Origin of the sequence: Streptomyces sp. TLI_105 (assembly GCF_900105415.1) — a bacterium.
In the GTDB taxonomy this organism is placed as follows: Bacteria; Actinomycetota; Actinomycetes; order Streptomycetales; family Streptomycetaceae; genus Streptomyces.
This window is the reverse complement of record NZ_FNSM01000001.1, coordinates 6,777,484-6,799,886: the sequence shown is the minus strand read 5'-3', so window position 1 is coordinate 6,799,886 and position 22,403 is coordinate 6,777,484. Positions and strand designations below refer to the sequence as shown.

Here is a 22,403-nt window from a genome sequence, read left to right as displayed (position 1 = left end):
CGGAGTTGAGCCAGTTCACTTCTCGTTCTCCTTGGCGTCGGTGCCGAGCAGCCGCTCGACGTACTTGGCGATGACGTCCACTTCGAGGTTGACCGGGTCGCCGGACTGCTTGATGCCGAGCGTGGTCAGGTCGAGGGTGGTCGGGATGAGGCTGATGGTGAACCAGTCGTCGGCGACCTCGACGACGGTGAGGCTGACGCCGTCGACCGTGATCGAGCCCTTCTCGACGACGTACCGGGAGAGGTGGGCGGGCAGGCCGACCTTGACCAGTTCCCAGTGCTCGGACGGGGTCCGCTCCAGGATGGTGCCGGTGCCGTCGACGTGGCCCTGGACGATGTGGCCGCCGAGGCGGCCGCCGACGGCCATGGGCCGCTCCAGGTTGACGCGGGAGCCGACTTCGAGGGCGCCGAGGCTGGACCGCTTGAGGGTCTCGGCCATGACGTCGGCGGTGAACTCGCCGTCGCCGAACTCGACGACCGTGAGACAGACACCGTTGACGGCGATGGAGTCGCCGTGCTGGGCGCCTTCCGTGACCAGGGGGCCGCGCAGCCGGAAGCGGGAGGCGTCCTCCAGCTGCTCGACGGCGACGACCTCGCCCAGTTCTTCGACGATTCCGGTGAACACGGTCAGGCTCCCTTGAGGGTGGCGGTGATGCGGAGGTCGGATCCGATGCGCGCGGTCTCGGTGATGTCGAGCCGCAACGCCTCGGTGAGGGTGGAGATTCCGGCGTCGGCGAGGGCGGTGGGTCCCGCGCCGAGGAGGACCGGGGCGAGGTAGCCGACGACCTGGTCGACGGCGCCCGCGGCGATGAAGGCGCCCGCGAGGGTGGGGCCGCCTTCGAGGAGGATCGAGCGGACACCGCGCGCGTGGAGGGCCTCCAGGAGGGCGGGGACGGCGAGGCCGCGTTCGGCCCTGGGGAGCCGTACGACGTCCGTGAGCGTGGTCTCGGCGTCCTCGGCGATCGCGATCAGGGTGGGGCCTGCCTCGTCGAGGACCCGGGCGCCGGGCTTGACGGCGCTCGCCTCGGTGTCGACGACGACCCGCAGCGGCTGGACCGCGCCTTCGACGCCCCGTACGGCCAGGTGGGGGTCGTCGGTGCGGGCGGTGCCGGCGCCGACGACGACGGCGTCGGCCTCGGCGCGCAGCCGGTGGACGTCGGCGCGGGACTCGGCGGAGCTGATCCAGCGGGAGGTGCCGTCGGCGGCGGCGATCCGGCCGTCGAGGGTGGCGGCGTACTTCCAGCGGACGAAGGGGCGGCCGCGGCGCACGGAGGTGAGCCAGGCGATGTTGCCGGCCTCGGCCTCGTCCTCCAGGAGGCCCTGCTCGACCTCGACCCCGGCGGCGCGGAGGGTGTCGGCACCGCCCGTGGCCTGCGGGTTCGGGTCGCCGACCGCGTACACGACCCGGCTGATCCCGGCCTCGATCAGGGCCTGGGAGCAGGGGCCGGTGCGGCCGGTGTGGTCGCAGGGTTCGAGGGTGACGTACGCGGTGCCGCCGCGGGCCAGGACGCCGGCCGCGCGCAGGGCGTGCACCTCGGCGTGGGGGCCGCCGGCGCGCTGGTGGAAGCCTTCGCCGACCTGGTGGCCGGAGGCGTCGGTGATGACGCACCCGACGACCGGGTTGGGGCTGGTGGCGCCGAGACCGCGTGCGGCGAGCTCGACGGCGCGTCGCATGGCGGTGATGTCGGCCTGCTGGGCCACCGGGTCCTCCTGCCTCTTCGGGCACGGACTCCGGGGCCTGTCGATGACGACAGAGAGCGGGTACGACGCTTCGCACGGGGTATGCCGGTACGGCCGGAGGTCTGCGGGTGCGCCGACGGAACGCGGCGACCAGCGGACGTACGGCCGGCACACCCCTGGAAGGGGTCGCCCGCCGCGCACTGCCTCCCATCCGGACTTTCACCGTCGGTCCAGGAATTTCACCTGGTCAACCGGCCGCTGGCTTGCGGACGGGTCGCGGACTATACCGCCGGTTCGGAATTACACCGACCCCGGAGTGCGCTGCTGCTGATACAGGGCCAGTGTGCCACGGCTCACGAGGAGCGATAGGCCGGAACCCTGTGGGTTGGCTCACAGGCTCCCCTACGGATCCCTTCTGGTCCAGACCTATTGACGCACTGGTCTAGTCCTCTTAATCTCCGTGTCACCTCCGAGGTAACGGCCCGCCGGCGTGCGCACTCCACGGGCCCAACACGTACCACCCCCTTGTTCGTTGCGTGTTTTCTTCCCCTCCCCGAGGAGGACCCGATCGTGCTGTCCCCCACGACCAAGAGAGCCTCGCTGCTCGCGTCCGGTGCCGCCGTCGCCGGGCTGCTGCTCAGCTCGCTCTCCGGCGGCGTCTCGTACGCCGCCGACAACGAGTCCTGTCGCCCCGACGGGCTCTACAAGACCCCGGGCGTCGACGTCCCGTACTGCTCGGTCTACGACACCGAAGGCCGCGAGAAGATGGGCGCGGACCACCAGCGCCGGGTCATCGGCTACTTCACCGGCTGGCGCACCGGCAAGAACGGCCAGCCCGCCTACCTGGCCAAGGACATCCCGTGGGACAAGATCACCCACATCAACTACGCCTTCGGCCACATCGGCGGCGACAACAAGCTCTCCGTGGGCACCGACGGTCCGGAGAACGCGGCCACCGGGATGACCTGGCCCGGTGTCGCCGGCGCGGAGATGGACCCGGCCTACGCGTACAAGGGCCACTTCAACCTGCTCAACAAGTTCAAGAAGCAGCACCCGAACGTCAAGACGCTGATCTCGGTCGGCGGCTGGGCGGAGACCGGCGGCTACTTCGCCGACAACGGCGACCGGGTGAACTCCGGCGGCTTCTACTCGATGGCGACCAACGCCGACGGTTCGGTCAACCAGGCCGGGATCGACACCTTCGCGACCTCGGCCGTCGACTTCATCCGCAAGTACGGCTTCAACGGCGTCGACATCGACTACGAGTACCCCACCACGATGAAGGACGCCGGCAACCCGCTGGACTGGCAGCTCGCCAACGCGCGGCGCGCCGGACTCGTGCAGGGCTACGCGGCCCTCATGAAGTCCCTGCGCGAGAAGCTGGACACGGCCGGCGCCGCCGACGGCAGGCACTACCTGCTGACCGTCGCCGCCCCCTCCTCCGGCTATCTGCTGCGCGGCATGGAGACCTTCCAGATGCAGAAGTATCTGGACTACGTCAACATCATGTCCTACGACCTGCACGGCGCCTGGAACGAGTACGTCGGCCCCAACGCCTCCCTCTTCGACGACGGCAAGGACGGCGAGCTCGCCGCGGCCAACGTCTACGGCTCCTCGCAGTACGGCTCCATCGGCTACCTCAACACCGACTGGGCGTACCACTACTTCCGCGGCTCCATGCCGGCCGGCCGCATCAACATCGGCCTGCCCTACTACACCCGCGGCCACAAGAACGTGCAGGGCGGCACCGACGGCCTGTGGGGCAAGGCCTCCGCGACCACCTGCCCGGCCGGGGCCGGCCTGACCAAGTGCGGTGACGGCGCCACCGGCATCGACAACCTCTGGCACGACAAGGACACCAACGGCGCCGAGTCGCCCGCCGGCTCCAACCCGATGTGGCACGCCAAGAACCTCGAGAAGGGGATCGTCGGCGACTACGTCACCCGGTACGGCTTCCCGGCGAACACCACGCTGACCGGCACCTACGCCCGCAAGTACGACGCGACCCTGGTCGCGCCGTGGCTGTGGAACGCCGAGAAGAAGGTCTTCCTCTCCACCGAGGACGAGCAGTCGGTGGCGGCCAAGGCCGACTACGTGGTGAACAAGGGCATCGGCGGCACCATGGTCTGGGAGATGGCAGGCGACTACGCCTGGAACGCGGCCAAGGGACAGTACGAGATGGGCTCCACGCTCACCTCGCTGATGTACGACAAGTTCAAGGCGGCCACCCCGTACGGCGCGAAGAAGTCGAACAAGGCGCTGCCGACGCAGGCCGTGAAGATCGACACCCAGTTCACCGAGTTCAAGCTGGGCGACTCCAACTACCCGATCACGCCGAAGATCAAGATCACCAACAACACGGCGACGACGCTGCCCGGCGGCACGGAGTTCCAGTTCGACTACGGCACCTCGGCACCGGCCAACGCCTCCGACCAGTCCGGCTTCGGGACGAAGGTCATCAGCAGCGACCACACGGGCTCCAACGTGGGCGGCCTGAAGGGCGACTTCCACCGCGTCTCCCTGAAGCTCCCCGCCTGGCAGTCCCTTGCCCCGGGCGCGACGGTCGACCTCGCCTTCAACTACTACCTGCCGGTGTCCACCCCCTCCAACTGGACGGTGAACATCAACGGCACGACGTACGCCCTCGCCGGTGACCTGGCGCGCGGCACGACGGTCGTGGAGCCGGGCACCACCACCCCGCCGACCACGCCCCCGACGACGCCGCCGACCACTCCGCCCACCACCCCGCCGACGACTCCCCCGACCACGCCTCCGACGACGCCGCCCACCACGGGCTGCACCGCCCCGGCGTACGTGGCCGGCACGGTCTACACCGCGGGCAACGAGGTCTCCCACAAGGGGCACAAGTGGAAGGCCCAGTGGTGGACCCAGAACGAGGAGCCGGGCACGACCGGCGAGTGGGGCGTCTGGAAGGACCTCGGCGCCTGCTGACACGCTCCCTCGGATGACCCCCGGCTGACCCCCGGCGGCGGACACTCACGGCCCTTGCCGCCGCCGGGCCCACCGCGCCGCGCTCCCCTGTCCGGGGCGCGGCGCGGTCACGTTCGCGCTCAGGTTCGCGTTCGCCAAGAGCGGCCGGATCCCTGCTGTCGAGAGCGCCGAGCATCGCGGTACGCCTGTTCGACCCCGGTGACCGGTGGCCTGTCGGCGCTGATCGGGGCGGGCGATGCGGGCCACGCAGGAGGTGATCAGGCGGCTGATCAAGGAGTGCGTGGAGGAGGCCGTCGGATACGTCGTGGCGGCGATGACCGAGCCGGCGGTGGCGGCCTTGGAGGGCATGGCGGCGGACCTGGTCGTGCAGCTGGGCGCGATGGCGCTCGACTGCAGGACGGGGTGGACCTCGACCAGACCAAGAACGCGGGCAAGGACGGCTTCAAGGACGGGGTGCAGTCGAGCAAGGACGCCATGCACCCGGCCTCGGCCGGCGGCGGTGGTTCGAAGGGCAGCGGCCTGAAGAACCTCCACATCGAGCACCAGGAGCACGACCACGTCTCCACCCAGTGGCCGCCCAGTGGCATCGCCTCCTGGAGGACGACGGCGACATCGTCGACCCCGAGACGGTCCGAGCGGCGTACGCGCAGCCTCGCTTGCGGCAGCTGTTCCCGGGCGTGAGTCACGGGGTCGTGTTCTTCAGCCGGTGCACGGGCTCCCCCGCGGCGCAGGTCGGGGGCCAGGTGTACCCGAGACACGAGGGGCGGATCCGGGTCCGGGGCCCCCTCGGCGTGGGCACCCTGGGCGAGGTGGACACTCTGGACGAGGCGTTCGCCCTGGTGGTGGGCAGCCTTCCGGAGGGCTGCGGGCCGGCCGTGCCGGGAGACGCGAACGAGGTCCGACGCCGGCAGGGCGGCTGACCCTCCGGCGCGCCGGTCCCCGCGCACCCCGCCCTCCTGCTGACCCTCCGGCGCGCCGGTCCCCGCGCACCCCGCCCTCCTGCTGACCCTCCGGCGCGCCGGTCCCCGCGCACCCCGCCCTCCTGCTGACCCTCCGGCGCGCCGGTCCCCGCGCACCCCGCCCTCCTGCTGACCCTCCGGCGCGCCGGTCCCCGCGCACCCCGCCTTCCTACGGGAACAGCTCGTCCTGAGCCGCGTCCCGCGCCCGGAGGAGGGCGCCGCGGAGGACCGCCGCGTCCCCGAGGGCGGTGGGGCGGACCTCCGTGCGGAGGGGCGAGAGGGCGGAGAGTTCCGCCTCCACGCGGGCGGCGAGCTCCGCGCCGCCCGCGTGGCCGGTCTCCCCGGCGAGGACCACGCAGCCGGGGTCCAGGACGGAGGCGACGGCGGCCGCGCCGACGGCGAGGCGGCGGGCGAGGGCGTCGAGGAAGGGGCCGTGGCCCGCTCCGAGCGCGTCGGCCGGGTCGAGGCCGTGGGCGGCGGCGAGGGCCCTGACGGCCGCCGCGCAGACCAGCTCGTGGAAGCCGCCGTCGCAGCCGGTGGCCGAGGGGAGTCCGGAGGTACCGGGGACCGGCAGGAAGCCGATCTCCCCCGCGCCGCCGGAGGCTCCCCGGCGCAGCCGGCCGTCGAGGACGACGGCGGCGCCGACGCCTTGGCCGAGCCAGAGCAGGACGAAGTCCTCGCGGTCGCGGGCCGCGCCCTCGCGGAGCTCGGCGACGGCGGCGAGGTTGGTCTCGTTCTCGACGAGGACGTGGGCGGGCAGCCGTTCCTGGAGGACGGCGACGAGCCGGCGGTGCCAGGCGGGCAGCCCCGAGGAGTCGCGCAGTTCCCCGGTGGCGGGGTCGATGAGCCCGGGGGCGCCGACGGCGACGCTGTGCAGGCGGTCGGCGCCCGCCTCCCGCACGGCCCGCTCCAGGAGCGCGACCGCCTTCTCGACGGCGGGTCCCGTGTCGCTGTCGTCGCCGACGGGGACGGAGGCCTCGGCGAGCGTGGTGCCGAGGAGGTCGGCGACGGTGACGGAGACCGAGCGGGTGCGGACGTCGAGGGCGGCGAGGTGGGCGCGGTCGGCGACGATCCCGTACAGCTTGGCGTTGGGACCGCGGCGCTCGGCTCCGGCTTCGCCGACGACGTGGACGAGACCGGATCCCTGGAGCCGCTCGACGAGGTCGGCGACGGTCGGGCGGGAGAGTCCGGTGAGCGTCTTGAGCTGGGTGGCCGTCAACGGGCCTTCGTCCTGGAGCAGTCGCAGGGCGAACCGGTCGTTGATGGCCCGTGCGGTGCTCGGGGATGCGGCCATGCGGTGATCCTCTCAGACGCGCGGGGAGCGGCAGCCGCTTCTGCGGTCTATTTATCAGGCAGGGTTCCTGATAGTTTACGCGGCACACCACGGCACACCATGACCACAGGGAGGGCCCATGGCGGCGGAGACCGTCACCAGCACCGATCGCCTCCGACGGGCGCGCTTCGCCGTCGCCGCCGTCTTCTGCGTCCACGGCTCGGTCACCGGCAGCTTCGCGACCCGGATCCCCTGGATCCAGGAGCACGCGGGCGTGAGCGCAGGACAGCTCGGGCTCGCCCTCGCCTTCCCCGCGCTCGGCGCCTCCCTCGCGATGCCGCTCGCCGGGGCCGTCTCCCACCGCTTCGGCGCCCGCGCGGCGCTGCGCGGCCTGCTCGCCCTGTGGACCCTCTCCCTCACGCTGCCCTCGCTGGCCCCGAACGTCTGGGGACTGTGCGGCGCGCTCCTCGTGTACGGGGCGACCGCGGGCATGTCCGACGTGGCGATGAACGCGCTCGGCGTCGAGACCGAGAACCGGCTCGGCAAGTCCATCATGTCGAGCCTGCACGGCATGTGGAGCGTCGGCGCCCTGCTCGGCTCCGCCGCCGGCACGGTCGCCGCCCACCTCGGCGGCAACGCCCGGCTGCACCACCTGATCGCCGCCCTCGTGCTCACCGCGCTCGGCCTGGTCCTCTGCCAGGGCGTGCTCGACGTGCGCAGCACCCCAGAGGAGGAGCCGCCGCCGCGCTTCTCGCTGCCGCCGAGGTCCGCGCTGATCATCGGCGCCATCGGCTTCTGCGGGGTCTTCGCCGAGGGCGCCAGCCTCGACTGGTCGGCCGTCTACCTCCGGGACGAGCTGGGCAGTTCGGCGGGGCTCGCGGCCGCCTCCACGACCGCCTTCGCGCTGACGATGGCGGTGGCGCGCCTTGCCGGCGACCGGGTGGTGGACCGCTTCGGGGCGGTCCGTACGGTACGGGTCGGGGGCGCCGTCGCCACCCTCGGCGGGGTCCTGGTGGTCCTCGCCCCGCACACCGCCGTCGCGATGGCCGGATTCGGTCTGATCGGGCTCGGGATCGCGGTCGTCGTCCCACTGGCCTTCGCCGCGGCCGGGCGCAGCGGCCCGAACCCGAGCCAGGCCATCGCGGGCGTCGCCACCATCACGTACACCTCGGGTCTGATCGCCCCCTCGGCGATCGGCGGCATCGCCGACGCGACCTCCCTGGTCTTCTCCTTCGGCCTGGTCACCCTGCTGGCGCTGGGGCTGGTGGTCGGCGCGGGCGTGCTCAGGGCCGGAGGGCGGGAGACGGCTTCGGGGAAGCCCGCGCCCGCGAAGAGCGCCGGGCCGGTGGGGTAGCGCACGGGCTCGGCGCCCCGAAAGCCCGGGTCCGGCGGCGGCGCATAGCATATGGCTGATCTTTTGCGGTCCCGACGCGGCCGCCGGAACCGGAGAACGGGAGCGACCTCATGAACCTCGGCGTGCGCTGGACCCTGCACGGCGACGGGAGAACACCCGCTCCGGGAGCCGTCGTCCGCCCGGACGAGCGGCTCTCCTGGCCCCGTACGGTCGGCCTCGGCGCCCAGCACGTCGTCGCGATGTTCGGGGCGTCGTTCGTCGCCCCGGTACTCATGGGCCTCGACCCGAACCTCGCGATCATGATGTCCGGCGTCGCCACCGCGATCTTCCTGCTCGCGACCCGCGGCACCGTCCCGTCCTACCTGGGATGCTCGCTCTCCTTCGTCGGCGTCGCCGCCGCCATCCGGGCCTCGGGCGGCACCAGCGCCACCGTCACCGGCGCGGTGTTCGTCGTCGGCGGGGTGCTCTTCCTGGCCGGTCTCGCCGTCCGGAAGTTCGGCGCGCGGATCATCCACGCGGCGATGCCGCCGATCGTGACCGGCGCGGTCGTCATGCTGATCGGCTTCAACCTGGCGCCGGTCACCGCGTCGACGTACTGGCCGCAGGACCAGTGGACGGCCCTGCTCGTGATGCTCTTCACCGGTCTGGCCGTGGTCTGTCTGCGCGGCTTCTGGTCCCGGATCGCGATCTTCCTCGGCCTGATCTTCGGCTACGGCATCTCCTGGATCTTCGACCTCGTCTTCGGCAAGATCCACTCGATGTCCCCGGGCGGCCAGGTCACCGACCACTGGCGGCTCGACCTCTCCGGCGTCTCCAAGGCCGACTGGATCGGTCTGCCGTCCCTGCACGGCCCCGGCTTCGAGTGGTCCGCGATCCTGGTCGCGCTGCCCGTCGTCATCGCGCTGATCGCGGAGAACGCCGGACACGTCAAGGCCGTCGGCGAGATGACCGGCACCTCGCTGGACGACCAGCTCGGCACCGCGATCGCCGCCGACGGCGTCGCGTCCATGCTGTCCACCGGCGTGGGCGGCCCGCCCAACACCACGTACTCCGAGAACATCGGCGTCATGGCCGCGACCCGCGTCTACTCGACCGCCGCCTACTGGGCCGCCGCCGGCTTCGCGCTGCTCTTCGGCCTCTGCCCCAAGTTCGGCGCGGTCGTCGCCGCGATCCCCGGCGGCGTCCTCGGCGGCATCACCGTGATCCTCTACGGCATGATCGGCCTGCTCGGCGCACAGATCTGGATCAACGCCAAGGTCGACCTGCGCAACCCGCTCAACCTGGTCCCGGCCGCCGCCGGCATCATCATCGGCGTCGGCGGCGTGAAGCTGACCTTCACCGACACCTTCGAGCTGGGCGGCATCGCGCTCGGCACCATCGTCGTCATCACCGGCTACCACGTGCTGCGGGCCTTCGCCCCGGCCCACCTCAAGACGCAGGAGCCGCTCCTGGACGCCGGCACCAGCTCGTACGAGACGGACGCGGACAGCGTGTCGAAGAGCTGAGTGATTCGCCCGTTCTGGGTAAGCCGGGCCCGAGGAGTTCCCTCCCGGGCCCGGCGGCTGGGAGCCTGCCCCCATGGCGCAGACCCAGCAGATCGGGCAGCAGATCGGACCGCGCATCGGCCAGTTCGTCGCGGTCGACCCCGTGGTGGACCGGATGCGGGCGCTCCGCTCGGCCTGGCATCCGGCCGATGGGGTCGCCGTCTTCAACCGGGTCTACCTGACGGTCACCGAGGAGATCGGCCACGCCATCGAGGCGGGCACCTTCGCCGACCGGCGGGCCGCCGCGACCCTCGACGTACGGTTCGCCGAGCGCTATCTCGCGGCGGTCGACGCCGTCGCCGGTGGCCGTCCCGCGCCGGCCTGCTGGCGGCCCCTCTTCCACTACCGCCGCCATCCCGGCGTACGGCCGCTGCAGTTCGCGCTCGCCGGGATCAACGCCCACATCGGCCACGACCTGGCCCTCGCGGTGGTCGACGCCTGCCGGATCCTGGGGTGCGCGCCGGCCGACCTGGAGGACGAGTTCGACCGGGTCGGCGACATCCTCGTCCTCCTGGAGGAGCGCATCCGGGAGGAACTGATGCCGGGCCCGGACCTCCTGGAGATCGCGGACCCGCTGACGCATCTGCTCGGCTGCTGGAGCCTGGACCGGGCCCGCGACGGGGCCTGGCTCGCCGCCCGCTCGCTCTGGCAGCTGCGCGGCCTGCCCGAGCTCGCGGGCGAGTTCACCGAACGCCTCGACCGGTCGGTGGGCCTGGTGGGGCGGATGCTGCTCACGCCCCTCACCAGGCCCTGACGGGGCTCAGTCCTCCGGCAGCTCGACCGGGGCGATCTCGTCGTACACGTCGCCCGGGCCCGGGTTGGTGGCGTCGGTGCCGCCGCCGAAGTGGTGCATCACGCCCCAGACCGCGTTGAGCGCCGTCTGCACCGCGCCCTCGGCCCAGCCGGCCGTCCAGGAGATGTCGTCGCCGGCGAGGAAGATGCCCCGCTTGTCCTCGGGCAGCCGGTCCTGCATGAAGTGCGTGAACAGGCGGCGCTGGTAGCGGTAGTGGCCCGGCAGGTTCGCCTTGAAGGCGCCCATGAAGTAAGGCTCGTTCTCCCAGGAGACCGTCACCGGGTTGCCGATGATGTGCTTCCGGATGTCGACCTTCGGGTAGATCTCGCCGAGCGACTTCAGCATGACCTCCATCCGCTCGTTCGCCGAGAGCGGCAGCCACTTCAGGCTGTCGTCGCACCAGGTGTACGAGAGGCAGATGACGGCCGGCTTGTCCGGGCCCTCGTCCAGGAGGTAGGTGCCGCGGGTCATCCGGTCGGTCAGCGTCATCGACATGACGTCCCGGCCGGTCTCCTCGTCCTTGTCCAGCCAGAACGGCCGGTCGACGGGGACGAAGAGCTTCGAGGACTCCATGTAGTGGGTGCGCTCGATCGCCGTCCAGTGGTCGATCGGGAAGAGCGAGTCGTCGCAGGCGATCTTGGAGAGCAGCATCCAGGACTGGGCGGTGAAGATCGCCGCCTGGTACGTGCGGATGTCGCCGGAGGCGTCGGTGACCGTGATCCGGTTGCCGGCGGTCCGGTTCAGCCGCGTCACGGCCGGCTTCGGGGTGCCATCGTGCAGGGAGCTGAGCGAGGTGCCCTGCGCCCAGTGGACGATCTTCTCCGGCTCGCGCTCCCACAGGCGCATCGGCAGCTGCTGCGAGCCGCCGACGATGCCGCGGTGGTGGTCGTCGGCCTCGGTGTAGACGACGCGGAGGATCTCCAGGATGGAGTTGGGGAAGTCGGTGTCCCAGCCGCCGGTGCCGAAGCCGACCTGGCCGAAGATCTCGCGGTGGCGGAAGGACTTGAAGGCCTCGGAGTCGCAGAGGAAGCCGTAGAAGGTCTGGTTGTCGAGCTTCTCGACGAGCTTCGACCAGATCTCGCGGATGCGCGGGACGTCGCGCTCGCGCATGGCCTGGTTCATGTCGGAGAAGTCGGCGCCCTCGTCCAGGCAGGCGTTCCACGCGTTCATCACGTCGCGGTAGACCTGCGGGAGGTCGTCGACGGTGGTGGCGTAGTGCGACTCGCCCTTGAGGTCGACGACGGTCGACGGGGTCGACTCGGCCAGCGGGTTCGGGAAGGGCTTGGTCTCCAGGCCGACCAGGTCGATGTAGTGCTGGAGCGCGGTCGAGGAGGGCGGGAAGCGCATGGCGCCCATCTCCGCGGTGAGGCCCTCGGCGCCGGTGCCCTCGAAGCCGACGGTGCGCAGTCGGCCGCCGATCTGGTCGGCCTCGTAGACGACGGGCTTGAGGCCCATCTTCATCAGCTCGTACGCGGCGATGATGCCGGAGAGCCCGCCGCCGATGACGGCGACCTCGGTGCCGTGCTCGGTGGCCGGTATCTGGCCGAGCCCGGCCGGGTGGGCCAGGAAGTCGTCGTAGGCGTACGGGAAGTCCGGACCGAACATGGTGATCGGCGGCTGGCCGTCGCTGTGCGGGACGGCGGTCGTGGGCACCGTGGACGTCATGGGGTACGGACTCCTTGCACGGAAAAAGGGTGAGGCGGGGAGGGGGGTGGGGCGGCGGCTCAGACGAGGGAGCCGTAGAGGCCCGGGCGCCGGTCGCGCAGGTAGGGGTTCTCCGCGCGGGAGGCCGCGAGGAAGGCCGGGTCGACGTCGCCGAGGACGAGCTCCTCGCCGCGTCCGGCGCGGGCCCGGGCGGTGCCGTCGGGGCCTGCCAGGGTGGAGAGGCCGACGAACTCGAAGTCGCCCTCGGGGCCGGTCCGGTTGGCGTACGCGAGGTAGAGCTGGTTCTCGAAGGCGCGGACCGGCACCACGGACAGGGGCACGACCTCGGCGGGGTGCATGAGCGCGGTGGGCACGAGGAGGAGGTCCGTGCCGGCCAGCGCGTGCGCCCGGACGTTCTCGGGGAACTCGACGTCGTAGCAGATCATCATGCCGACGGTGAGCCCGCCGAGCTCCGCCTGGACGACGGGGCGGTCACCGGGGGTGAACCACTTCAGCTCGAAGTCCCCGAAGAGGTGGGTCTTGCGGTACTGCACCAGCGGGACGCCGTCGGCGCCGATGAGCTGCGCGGAGTTGTACAGGACGCCGTGCCGCTCGGTGTCCCGCTCCGGGTAGCCGTAGCCGACGGCCAGGCCGTGGCGCACGGCGACGGCCGCGACGGCGCGGGCGGAGGGGCCGTCGACCGGCTCGGCCAGGCGCGCGATGTCGGCGCCGATGGCGTAGCCGGTCAGGAAGAGCTCGGGGGCGAGCAGCAGGTCGGCGCCGGCGGCCGCGGCACGGGCGGCGGCCTCGTCGAGGGTCTTGAGGTTGGCGGCCACGTCACCGAGCTCACCGGAGCTCTGGAGCAGGGCGGTGCGCAGCGCGGGCATCGGCGATCCTCGACGGTCGAAAGTACAGGGGGAAGACGTCAAAAACGGTACGGTTTCGCGCTCCACCGGGACAAGGCGGCAGCGTTGCGGACCGACCGTCGAACCGTTGCGCGATCCGTGGTCGGCGCGTCGATTCGTTGCGCGCGGCTCCGACCGGGGTCGTACGGCTCCCCCGCCGCGCGGCGGAGACGAGGACCCTTCTGCGGCCCGACGCCCGGGCGCGCCCCGGGCGGAAGAGTGGTGGTCGTCCGGAAGACCTGCCGGACGGCCTGCCGAAAGGGACCACGATGAACCGTCGTACGAAGATCGTCGCCGTAGCCGCCGCGGTGCTGCTCACCCTGGGGGCGGGGGGTGTCGCCATCGCCTCGGGAGGAGAGGGCGGGCACGGGACGCACACGGCCCGGGAAGCCGCCGCGCTGACCGGCACCGCCAAGCTGTACCGGCCGGCCGGGGACGACATCACGTTCAGCTTCGACGCGCATCTGGCGGCGAAGGACAACAAGGACCCGCAGGCCGCGACGGGCACCTTCCGGTTCAGCCACTACAAGCCCGGCGTCAAGGGCGGGTACGCGGTGGCAAAGGTCGACTGTCTGGTCACCGGCGGCAAGATGGCCGTCGTGACGGGTGTCATCGTCGAAACCGACCTGAAGGACCGCATGGGCAAGCGGGTCGGGGTCTCCGTCCACGACCTCGGCAAGCAGGACCGGCTGGGCTACAGCTGGGTGGGGCGCGAGACGAACCTGGAGGTTCCGCCGTGCCTGAGCTCTGCCCCGTTCGAGAAGGTGCTGCCCGGCACCGGCGACTTCAAGGTGCTGCCCTGGCAGCTCGACTACCCGACCGAATAGACCGCCCCACGGGGGTAGGCGGGGCGAAGGGGCGGTGCGGGAACCACGGCCCGCACCGCCCCCGGCCGCACACCGCTACGCCGGCGAGCCCGAGGAGAAGCGCCGCAGCAGCGGCGAGAGCACCAGGACGGACTTGGTGCGCTCCACGAAGGGCTCGCCCGCGATGCGCTCCAGGACGCGCTCGAAGTGGCGCATGTCCGAGGCGAAGACCTGGACGACGGCGTCCGCGTCACCGGTGACGGTCGACGCGGACACCACCTCGGGGTACCGCTCCAGACCCCGCCGGATGTCCTCCGGCGAGGTGTTGTGGCGGCAGTAGATCTCGACGAAGCCCTCGGTCTCCCAGCCGAGCGCCGCGGGGTCCACCCGGACGGTGAAGCCGGTGATGGCTCCCTCGGCCCGGAGGCGGTCCACGCGCCGCTTCACGGCGGGGGCGGAGAGTCCGACGAGCGAGCCGATGTCGGCGTAGCTGCGGCGGGCGTCTTCCGCGAGGGCGTGGACGATGCGTTCGTCGAGGTCGTTGAGTCGCACTACGGGTGGATCACTTCTCTGCTGGAGCCTCTGCCAGGGCCGGGGCCGTGGCCAGTCGGGAGCGGCGCATGCCGTACAGGAAGTAGAACACGAGCCCGGCGGCCATCCAGCAACCGAAGACCACCCAGGTGACGGCGTCGAGGCCGAACATGTTGTACACGCAGAAGCCCAGGCCGAGGATCGGGAAGACCGGGCCGAGGGCCACCTTGAAGGTGCGCGGCATGTCCGGGCGGGTGCGGCGGAGCACGATGACCGCGATGTTGACCAGGCCGAAGGCGAAGAGCGTGCCGATGCTGGTGGCGTCGACGAGCTTGTAGAGCGGGACGACCGACGCGAGGACGGCGCAGAAGAGCGAGACGATGACCGTGTTGATGCGCGGGGTGCCGGTCTTGCCGCTGACCTTGCCGAAGACCTTGGGGACCAGGCCGTCGCGGGACATCGCGAAGAGGATGCGGGTCTGGCCGTAGAGCACGGTGAGGACGACGCTGGCGATGGAGATGACCGCGCCGGCGGCGAGCATGGTGCCCCAGAAGGTCTGCCCGGTGACGTCGTTCATGATCGCCGCGAGCGTGGCCTCGGAGCCCTCGAACTCCTTCCAGTTCCACGCGCCGACCGCGACGGCGGCGACCAGGACGTAGAGGGCGGTGACGATGAGCAGCGAGAGCATGATCGCGCGGGGCAGGTCGCGCTTGGGGTTCTTCGCCTCCTCGCCGGCCGTGGAGGCGGCGTCGAAACCGATGTACGAGAAGAAGAGGCTGGCGCTCGCGGCGCCGACACCGGTCATGCCGAGCGGCATGAAGTCCTTGTAGTTGCCGGACTTGAAGCCCATGAAGCCGATCGCGCAGAAGAGCGCGAGGGCGGCGATCTTCACCACGACCATGATCGTGTTGACCACGGCGGACTCGCGGGCGCCACCGAGCAGGAACACCATGGCGAGCAGCACGACGATCAGGCCGGGCAGGTTGATGACACCGCCCTCGCCGGGGGCCGAGGAGAGCACGTCGGGAATGGTGACGCCGATCGTGCCGTCGAGCAGCTCGTTGAGGTACTCGCCCCAGCCGACGGCCACGGCCGCGACGGAGACGCCGTACTCCAGGACCAGGCACCAGCCGCAGACCCAGGCGACGAGTTCACCCATCGTTGCGTACGCGTACGAGTACGAGGAGCCGGCGACCGGTATGGAGCCGGCCAGCTCGGCGTACGAGAGCGCCGAGAACAGCGCCGTGAGGCCGGCGATGACGAAGGCGATCGTGACGGCCGGACCGGCCTTCGGGACGGCGCCGCCGAGGACGACGAAGATGCCGGTGCCGAGCGTGGCACCGATGCTGATCATGGTCAGCTGCCACATCGAGAGCGAGCGACGGAGACTGCCGCCCTCTCCCTGGCCACCCTCGTCGACCAGGCGTTCTACCGGCTTGCGGCGGACGAGCGCGCCGAGAACGGAGGTCTTCGGGGTGGTCGTGTCGACGGCCGGTGGGGCTGCGCCATGGTCCAGCACTGCGGAGGCTCCTTCATCGCTGCCTGTGGGTACGGAGACGACCGCGGCGGTGCACGGGCATGCCTGAGCAGGCCCACGGGGGACAGAAACCGCCGAGCAGGCGGTCGCCGCCACTCCTGGTACGAGGCACGAGCCTAAGGGGCGAAGGTTCGCAGTCGTAATGCAGGGTTGTTGCGCAGTGCCGGATGATCATTGCGCTCTTCGAACACAGACGGGCAAACATTGCGCGCCCCCGCATGAATCGACACATCCGGGTGTGAACCGGCCCGCGCGGGCGTATGGACTCCTCATGCGGAATGACCGACGCTGCGAGCCCCTGACGACCGCCTTTGGCGACCCACGATCGGAGGTTCCGGTGCAGTGGCTCGACCCGACACCGTTCCTGCGCGGCACGGCCTGGCTGGACGGCGACCGGCCCGTACGCGCCGACCCCGACGACCTCGCACGGCTGCCGTGGGACATCGCCGAACGGGCGGCGCTGCCCATCGGCGTACGGATCGAGTTCACGGCCGCGCCCGGCACGCGCGCGGTGGAGCTCCGCTACCGGGCGACCGTCCCAGAGCCCGGCGACCCCCTGCACGGGCTGCGGCACTGCTTCGCCCTCTGGCAGGGCACCCGGCTCGTCGGCGAGACGTGCGCCGCCCCGGCCCCCGAGGCCGTCGTCAGGCTCCCGCTGCCCCCGGGCGGCGGTGTGTTCACCGTCCACCTCCCGGAGGGCCAGGCGCCCCTGCCGCTCGCCCTGCGGGCCGTCGGCGGCGCCCTCTCCCCCGCCCCGGCCCGGCCCCGCTGGCTCGTCCACGGCGACTCGATCACCGAGGGCTGGTGGTCGACCCGCCCCGCGAACTCCTGGCCCGCGACGGCCGGGCGGCTCCTCGGCCTCGACCCGGTCAACCTGGGGTACGCGGGCGGGGCCAGGGGGGAGCTGCCCCTGGCCGAGCAGCTGGCGCGGCTCCCGGGCGAGGTCATCACCCTCGCCTTCGGCACCAACTGCTGGTCCCGGGTGCCCGCCACCGCCGACTGGCTCTACGCGACCGTCCGCGCCTTCGTGGGCCTGGTCCGCCGGGGCCACCCGGAGACCCCGCTGCTGATCGTCTCCCCGGTCCTGCGCCCCGAGGCGGAACACACCCGCAACGCCCTCGGGGCCACGCTCACGGAGCTGCGCCGGGCGATGGAACGAGCGGCCCGGGACCTCGCGGCGGAAGGCGACCCCCACCTCCTGCTCCTCCCGGGCCGCCCGCTCCTGGGCCCGGAGCACCTGGCGGACGGCCTCCACCCGAACGACGCGGGGCACGCGCGCCTGGCCCGCGCGGTGGCGGCGGCGCTACGCGGCGCCCTGAAGACCTGACCCGCACCACCTGCGGCTCGCCCGCGCGGTTCTCACCGGACGCCGGCGATGACCGCGTTCACGACCTTGCCGATGTCTTCGGCCTCGGGCGGGACGCCTTGCCGGTCGGCGAACAGCATGTGCGCGGCGCCGATGAGGGTGGGAGCGAGGGTGCCGACGTCGGCGTCCTCGGCGATGCGGCCGAGTTCGCGCTCGGCCGTGAGGTAGGAGGCGATCGCGGTCGCGGCATCGGTCAGGATCGGGACACCGACGGGCCTGGCCTCGCGCAGTCGGGCGCGCAGGCCGTCCCGGGAGGTGACGAGGCTGACGACCGCCACCGCGACCGGATCGAACAGGTCCGGCAGCACCCGGGTGAGGTTGTCGGTGACGGTGCCGGTTCCGGCGGACTCGCGCAGGGCGGCGGCATGACCGTCGATACGGGCGACGCGGTCCCGTACGAGCTCGGCGAGGAAGTCGTCGAAGTCCGCGAAGTGCCGGTGCAGGACGCCCTTGGCGCAGCCCGCCTCCAGGGTGACCGCCCGGCTGGTGAGCGCGCTCGGCCCCTCCCGGACCAGTACGCGTTCAGCAGCATCGAACAATTGGCCGCGTACGTCGTGGAGGGCTACTCCCGTGGGCACCTTACGTCTCCTCGCCTTCTCGACCGGCCCGTCCGGATTGACGAGTGGGCATGTGCCCACTAATAGTGGGCACATGCCCACTCTACCGCCGGAGCGAGCTCCTCGCCCGCCCGCATCTCATGAGAACCGACAGGTGGCGGAGTCGTTCGGTTCGGATGCCGAACGCTATGACCGGGCTCGCCCCGGCTACCCCACAGCGCTGGTGGACCGGATCCTCACCGTCGCACCCGGCCGCGACGTCCTGGACGTCGGCTGCGGCACCGGCATCGTGGCCCGGCAGTTCGCAGCGGCCGGATGCCGGGTGCTCGGCGTCGACGTCGACGCCCGCATGGCCGACCTGGCACGCCGGCGTGGACTCGACGTCGAGGTGGCGGCGTTCGAGACCTGGGATCCGGCAGGCCGGCGGTTCGACGCCGTCGTCTCCGGACAGACCTGGCACTGGGTGGACCCGGTCGCCGGAGCCGCCAAGGCGGCACAGGCCCTGCGTCCCCACGGTGTGCTCGCCCTCTTCTGGAACGCGGGCCGGCCCCAGCCCGACGTGGCGGAGGCGGTCGCCGAGGTCTATCGCCGGGTCGTGCCCGACTCGCTCGCCGCACGGCAGGGGGCGGTGTCGGCCGTGGACGCGTACGCGGCGCTGTGCGGCAAGGCGGTCGCCGGGGTAAGGAAGGCGGACGGGTACGCCGACCCCGAGCAGTGGCGGTTCGACTGGGAACGGGTCTACACCCGGGACGAGTGGCTGGATCAGCTGCCCACCCAGGGCGCCTTCACCCGGCTCCCGCAGGCCGCACTCGCGGAAGTGCTGACAGGCGTCGGCGCGGCCATCGACGCGGCAGGGGGCAGGTTCACGATGCACTACGCCACGCTTGCCGTCACCACGGTACGAAGCGACCCCGCCTGACCCGGCCTCCGGAAGCGGCCGGAACGCCGTGGGCCCCCGGGAAGAGGTCTCCCCGGGGGCCCACGGCATACGGCGTACGGCAGCGAGCGACTAGCTCCAGCTGGCGTGCAGGGGCTTGCCCTCGGCGTAGCCCGCCGCGGACTGGATGCCGACCACCGACTTCTCCTCGAACTCGGCGAGCGAGGCCGCACCGGCGTAGGTGCAGGAGGAGCGGACGCCCGCGATGATCGAGTCGATCAGGTCCTCGACGCCCGGACGCTGCGGGTCGAGGAACATGCGGGAGGTGGAGATGCCCTCCTCGAACAGCGCCTTGCGGGCGCGGTCGTAGGCGGACTCGTCGGAGGTCCGGTTGCGGACGGCGCGGGCCGAGGCCATGCCGAAGGACTCCTTGTAGGCACGGCCCTTGGCGTCGTGCTGGAGGTCGCCTGGGGACTCGTACGTCCCGGCGAACCAGGAGCCGATCATCACGTTGGACGCGCCGGCGGCGAGCGCCATGGCGACGTCGCGCGGGTGACGGACACCGCCGTCGGCCCAGACGTGCTTGCCGTACTTCTTCGCCTCGGCGGCGCACTCCAGGACGGCGGAGAACTGCGGCCGGCCGACGCCGGTCATCATGCGGGTGGTGCACATGGCGCCGGGGCCGACACCGACCTTGATGATGTCCGCGCCCGCCTCGATGAGGTCCTTGACGCCCTCGGCGGCGACGATGTTGCCCGCGACGATCGGGACCTGCGGGTCGAGCGCCCGCACGGTGCGGATCGCGCTGATCATCGACTCCTGGTGGCCGTGCGCGGTGTCGATGACGAGCGTGTCGACGCCCGCGTCGAGCAGCTGCTTGGCCTTGCCGGCCACGTCGCCGTTGATGCCGACGGCGGCGGCGATGCGGAGCCGTCCCTGGGCGTCGACGGCCGGGGAGTACAGGGTCGCGCGCAGGGCGCCCTTGCGGGTGAGGATGCCGACGAGCTTGCCCTCCGCGTCCACGGCCGGGGCGTAGCGGCGGTTGTGGGCGTCGAGGGTGTTGAAGGCCTCGCGCGGGTCGATGTCGGCGTCCAGGAGCAGCAGGTCCTTGGACATGACCTCGGAGAGCTGCGTGAAGCGGTCCACGCCGGAGAGGTCGGCGTCGGTGACGACGCCCACCGGGCGGCGGTTCTCGTCGACGACGACACCGGCGTCGTGGGCGCGCTTCGGGAGCAGGGAGAGCGCGTCGGCGACGGTCTGGTGCGGCTCGAGGACGATCGGGGTGTCCAGCACGTGGTGGCGGCTCTTCACCCACGAGATGACGTCGGTGACGACCTCGATCGGGATGTCCTGCGGGATGACGACCAGGCCGCCGCGGCGGGCGACGGTCTCGGCCATCCGGCGGCCGGCGATGGCGGTCATGTTGGCCACGACGAGCGGGATCGTCGTCCCGGTCCCGTCGGGGGAGGAGAGGTCCACGGCCTGGCGGGAACCGACGGCCGAGCGGCTCGGCACCATGAACACATCGTCGTACGTCAGGTCGTAGGGCGGCTTGACGTCATTGAGGAAACGCACGTGCTGACATCCCAGTCGTTCGGATCGGCCCCTAGGCATTTCAGCCAGGGGAAAAAGCACGTAGTTCATTGTCCCACGGAGGGTGGCGCAGGCGGTGCGGGCGAAACGTCCGAGCCTTGGGCAGGGGGTGCTGTCGGATCCTCCAAGTGGCCGAGCGAGAGGAGGACCGCGAGGCCGGCGGAGCTGGCCCGGGCCGCCGTCGAGAAGACCTCCTGGGCGACGGCCCAGTCGTGGGGACTGGCCTCGGCGTAAGCCTGCCAGCCGGTCACGACGACCGCCATGGGTTCGCGCATATCGGCGAGGGAGTCGGCGAGGGCGTCCCAGTTGCGGCCGAACCAGACGGGCAGCGGCAGCGCGCGCACACAGCGGTTCATGAAGGCGGTCTTGTCGGTGACCCCGTGCAGGTCGAGGACGACGGCGTCATCGATCCTCATCCGCGACCACCTCCCGGAACGTCTCGTAGTGGTCGTCCGTGTAGTACGTCTCCCCGCTCCGTCCGGTGACGATGCGCCGGGCGCCCCGGTCGCGCTCGCCGGGGGTCCTCACCGTGTACTCGTGGTAGTACCCGCGTGCGCGCCGGGGCAGGACGCGCTCGAAGTTCGAGAAGACGGCGCCGTCCTTGGCGTACGGGAAGGGGCCGCCGCGCGCGATGAGGTCGAGCGTCCTGCGCGCCTCGGGAGGCAGCTCCGACGCCCGTACGGTGGGCAGCCCCGAGGTGCCGGTGGACGCGGCCGCGGTCGTACGGGTCGGGGCCCGGGCCGTGGGGGCGGCGCCGCCGCCCGCCGAGGAGCAGCCGGCCAGGAAGACGGCGAGGACGAGCGCGAGGAGCACGCGCAGGGGCCGGAGCAGCATGGCCCGAACATACCGTCACGGGATGGCTCCGGCCCCTGCCGCCGTGCGGCTTCGCTCAGCTGCCGTCGGGGTCCCTGCGCTCGAGCGCCGGGTGCGTGCCCGGGCTGGACTCGGTGAGCAGGTAGTCCGCGGCGGCGCGGTCGGTGACCAGGCTGGTGACGAGTCCGGAGCGGAGCACCGCTCCGATCGCGGCGGCCTTGCGCTGGCCGCCGGCGATCGCCACGACCTCGGGGATCCGGCGCAGCCGGTCCGCCTCGACGGTGATGCAGCGCTCGCCGAGGTCGCGGCCGACCCGGCGCCCCTCGGTGTCGAAGAGGTGCGCGGACATCTCGGCGGCGACGCCCAGCGAGGCGTAGTGGGCTCGCTCGGCGTCGGAGAGCATGTCGTGGACGGTCGAGATGCCCGGCTCCCAGGAGCCGATGGAGACGCAGGCGACGGTGACCTTGTCGAAGTACTCGAAGGCCCGCGCGATGCCGGTCTGGCTGCGCAGCGCGGCCGCGGTCGCCGGGTCGGGCAGCAGCATGGGCGCGTAGATGGGGTGGGCCTCGCCGCCGGAGACCTGGGCGGCGCGCCGCACGGCCTCGACGGAGCCGCGCTCGGCGGTCCCGGCGTCGTACACCCCGGTGAGCTGGACGACCGTGCAAGGGGGCAGCCGGTCGAGGGCCGCCGCCATGTGGATGGTGGAGCGGCCCCAGGCCAGGCCGAGGACGTCGCCCTCGGTGACGAGTTCGCCGAGCAGGTCGGCCGCGACCTCGCCGAGGTTCTCCGGGTCGGGCGACTCGTCGTCGCCCTCCGTCGGGGACTCGACGACGACGGCGTGGCGGAGCCCGTAGCGGGCACGGAGCGCGTCGGAGCGCTCGGCGTCCAGCTCGGCCGGTACGCGGATCTCGATCCGCACGAGGTCGCGCTCCAGGGCGGTCTCCAGGACCCGGGCCACCTTGAAGCGGCTCACGCCGAACTCCTCGGCGATCTGGATCTTGGACTTGCCCTCGAGGTAGAAGCGGCGGGCCATGGCCGCCGCCTGCACCAGCTCCGCGGGGCCCATCCGCAGGGCTGACCGTCCCGCCGACATACCCGCCACCGCGATCTCCTCACTGCTGTTCATGTACCGCTGTTCACGTACGGAAGTCACATACCGATGTCGTTCACACTCTGGACTCGCCGTTCATCCTGTCAGATCCGGCGGGCCCTGATCAGTC

The 22,403-nt window shown here is 71.9% G+C and carries 21 protein-coding genes and 1 riboswitch; of the genes, 8 read left to right on the top strand and 13 right to left on the bottom strand.

Features of this window, described 5'->3' with window-relative positions; translation table 11 throughout:
• Window positions 1–15: 15 nt before the first annotated feature.
• Complete coding sequence (locus BLW86_RS31150; protein WP_041128206.1) at window positions 16–624, bottom strand: riboflavin synthase; 609 nt, start codon at window positions 622–624, stop codon at window positions 16–18.
• 2 nt (window positions 625–626) lie between these two features.
• Window positions 627–1,700, bottom strand: coding sequence for a bifunctional diaminohydroxyphosphoribosylaminopyrimidine deaminase/5-amino-6-(5-phosphoribosylamino)uracil reductase RibD (ribD, locus tag BLW86_RS31145; protein WP_093877121.1), 1,074 nt, complete (start codon window positions 1,698–1,700; stop codon window positions 627–629).
• Between the two features lie 172 nt (window positions 1,701–1,872).
• A riboswitch (FMN riboswitch) is annotated at window positions 1,873–2,003 on the bottom strand.
• Window positions 2,004–2,249: 246 nt separating this feature from the next.
• Between ribD and BLW86_RS31140 the strand changes: the two genes are divergently transcribed.
• Window positions 2,250–4,631, top strand: coding sequence for a chitinase C-terminal domain-containing protein (locus BLW86_RS31140; RefSeq protein WP_093877120.1), 2,382 nt, complete (start codon window positions 2,250–2,252; stop codon window positions 4,629–4,631).
• A gap of 45 nt (window positions 4,632–4,676) precedes the next feature.
• On the opposite strand, the gene BLW86_RS43395 is transcribed toward BLW86_RS31140, so the two are convergent.
• Window positions 4,677–5,183, bottom strand: coding sequence for a hypothetical protein (locus BLW86_RS43395; RefSeq protein ID WP_143060285.1), 507 nt, complete (start codon window positions 5,181–5,183; stop codon window positions 4,677–4,679).
• A 17-nt stretch (window positions 5,184–5,200) separates the two neighbouring features.
• Here BLW86_RS43395 and BLW86_RS43390 point away from each other — a divergent pair, with 17 nt between their 5' ends.
• The gene (locus BLW86_RS43390; protein WP_256341473.1) at window positions 5,201–5,551 is read left to right on the top strand and encodes a DUF6193 family natural product biosynthesis protein; all 351 of its coding nucleotides are present in this window, start codon (window positions 5,201–5,203) and stop codon (window positions 5,549–5,551) included.
• Between the two features lie 208 nt (window positions 5,552–5,759).
• Here the strand turns inward: BLW86_RS43390 and BLW86_RS31125 are convergent, their stop codons facing one another.
• Window positions 5,760–6,884 (bottom strand): ROK family transcriptional regulator, encoded by a 1,125-nt coding sequence (locus tag BLW86_RS31125; RefSeq protein WP_093877118.1) that lies wholly within the window; start codon window positions 6,882–6,884, stop codon window positions 5,760–5,762.
• 118 nt (window positions 6,885–7,002) lie between these two features.
• Here BLW86_RS31125 and BLW86_RS31120 point away from each other — a divergent pair, with 118 nt between their 5' ends.
• The 3 genes from BLW86_RS31120 (at window position 7,003) to BLW86_RS31110 (ending at window position 10,515) form a co-directional block, all read left to right on the top strand.
• Entirely contained in the window at window positions 7,003–8,217 is a 1,215-nt protein-coding gene (locus BLW86_RS31120) for an MFS transporter (protein WP_093877117.1), read from the top strand.
• 110 nt (window positions 8,218–8,327) lie between these two features.
• Complete coding sequence (locus BLW86_RS31115) at window positions 8,328–9,722, top strand: uracil-xanthine permease family protein (RefSeq protein ID WP_093877116.1); 1,395 nt, start codon at window positions 8,328–8,330, stop codon at window positions 9,720–9,722.
• A 73-nt stretch (window positions 9,723–9,795) separates the two neighbouring features.
• Window positions 9,796–10,515, top strand: a complete 720-nt coding sequence (locus BLW86_RS31110; protein ID WP_093877115.1) for a DUF5995 family protein — start codon at window positions 9,796–9,798, stop codon at window positions 10,513–10,515.
• 6 nt (window positions 10,516–10,521) lie between these two features.
• Here the strand turns inward: BLW86_RS31110 and BLW86_RS31105 are convergent, their stop codons facing one another.
• Both BLW86_RS31105 and BLW86_RS31100 read right to left on the bottom strand, forming a co-directional pair.
• Window positions 10,522–12,219 carry a flavin monoamine oxidase family protein gene (locus BLW86_RS31105; RefSeq protein WP_093877114.1) on the bottom strand — a complete coding sequence of 566 codons (1,698 nt, stop codon included), beginning with the start codon at window positions 12,217–12,219 and terminating at the stop codon, window positions 10,522–10,524.
• 59 nt (window positions 12,220–12,278) lie between these two features.
• Window positions 12,279–13,085 carry a carbon-nitrogen hydrolase family protein gene (locus tag BLW86_RS31100; RefSeq protein WP_093877113.1) on the bottom strand — a complete coding sequence of 269 codons (807 nt, stop codon included), beginning with the start codon at window positions 13,083–13,085 and terminating at the stop codon, window positions 12,279–12,281.
• A 287-nt stretch (window positions 13,086–13,372) separates the two neighbouring features.
• On the opposite strand from BLW86_RS31100, the gene BLW86_RS31095 reads away from it, so the two are divergent.
• Window positions 13,373–13,930 (top strand): Repetin, encoded by a 558-nt coding sequence (locus BLW86_RS31095; RefSeq protein ID WP_093877112.1) that lies wholly within the window; start codon window positions 13,373–13,375, stop codon window positions 13,928–13,930.
• 75 nt (window positions 13,931–14,005) lie between these two features.
• Here the strand turns inward: BLW86_RS31095 and BLW86_RS31090 are convergent, their stop codons facing one another.
• Entirely contained in the window at window positions 14,006–14,461 is a 456-nt protein-coding gene (locus BLW86_RS31090; RefSeq protein WP_030691274.1) for an Lrp/AsnC family transcriptional regulator, read from the bottom strand.
• A 10-nt stretch (window positions 14,462–14,471) separates the two neighbouring features.
• Window positions 14,472–15,959, bottom strand: coding sequence for an amino acid permease (locus BLW86_RS31085; protein ID WP_093877111.1), 1,488 nt, complete (start codon window positions 15,957–15,959; stop codon window positions 14,472–14,474).
• 355 nt (window positions 15,960–16,314) lie between these two features.
• Here BLW86_RS31085 and BLW86_RS31080 point away from each other — a divergent pair, with 355 nt between their 5' ends.
• Window positions 16,315–17,304 carry a GDSL-type esterase/lipase family protein gene (locus BLW86_RS31080; protein ID WP_093877110.1) on the top strand — a complete coding sequence of 330 codons (990 nt, stop codon included), beginning with the start codon at window positions 16,315–16,317 and terminating at the stop codon, window positions 17,302–17,304.
• Between the two features lie 32 nt (window positions 17,305–17,336).
• On the opposite strand, the gene BLW86_RS31075 is transcribed toward BLW86_RS31080, so the two are convergent.
• Window positions 17,337–17,921, bottom strand: a complete 585-nt coding sequence (locus BLW86_RS31075) for a TetR/AcrR family transcriptional regulator (RefSeq protein ID WP_093877109.1) — start codon at window positions 17,919–17,921, stop codon at window positions 17,337–17,339.
• Window positions 17,922–17,994: 73 nt separating this feature from the next.
• Here BLW86_RS31075 and BLW86_RS31070 point away from each other — a divergent pair, with 73 nt between their 5' ends.
• Window positions 17,995–18,819 carry a class I SAM-dependent methyltransferase gene (locus BLW86_RS31070; RefSeq protein WP_093877108.1) on the top strand — a complete coding sequence of 275 codons (825 nt, stop codon included), beginning with the start codon at window positions 17,995–17,997 and terminating at the stop codon, window positions 18,817–18,819.
• Between the two features lie 90 nt (window positions 18,820–18,909).
• Here BLW86_RS31070 and BLW86_RS31065 read toward each other — a convergent pair whose 3' ends face one another.
• The 4 genes from BLW86_RS31065 to BLW86_RS31050 all read right to left on the bottom strand — a co-directional run bounded on the left by BLW86_RS31065 (window position 18,910) and on the right by BLW86_RS31050 (window position 22,309).
• Window positions 18,910–20,352, bottom strand: coding sequence for a GuaB1 family IMP dehydrogenase-related protein (locus BLW86_RS31065; protein WP_177181796.1), 1,443 nt, complete (start codon window positions 20,350–20,352; stop codon window positions 18,910–18,912).
• A 65-nt stretch (window positions 20,353–20,417) separates the two neighbouring features.
• Entirely contained in the window at window positions 20,418–20,786 is a 369-nt protein-coding gene (locus BLW86_RS31060) for a barstar family protein (RefSeq protein ID WP_093877106.1), read from the bottom strand.
• Window positions 20,773–21,204, bottom strand: a complete 432-nt coding sequence (locus BLW86_RS31055) for a guanyl-specific ribonuclease (protein ID WP_093877105.1) — start codon at window positions 21,202–21,204, stop codon at window positions 20,773–20,775. The genes BLW86_RS31060 and BLW86_RS31055 overlap by 14 nt, the downstream gene beginning before the upstream one ends.
• Window positions 21,205–21,259: 55 nt before the next feature.
• Window positions 21,260–22,309, bottom strand: coding sequence for a sugar-binding transcriptional regulator (locus tag BLW86_RS31050; protein WP_093877104.1), 1,050 nt, complete (start codon window positions 22,307–22,309; stop codon window positions 21,260–21,262).
• Between the last annotated feature and the right edge of the window lie 94 nt (window positions 22,310–22,403).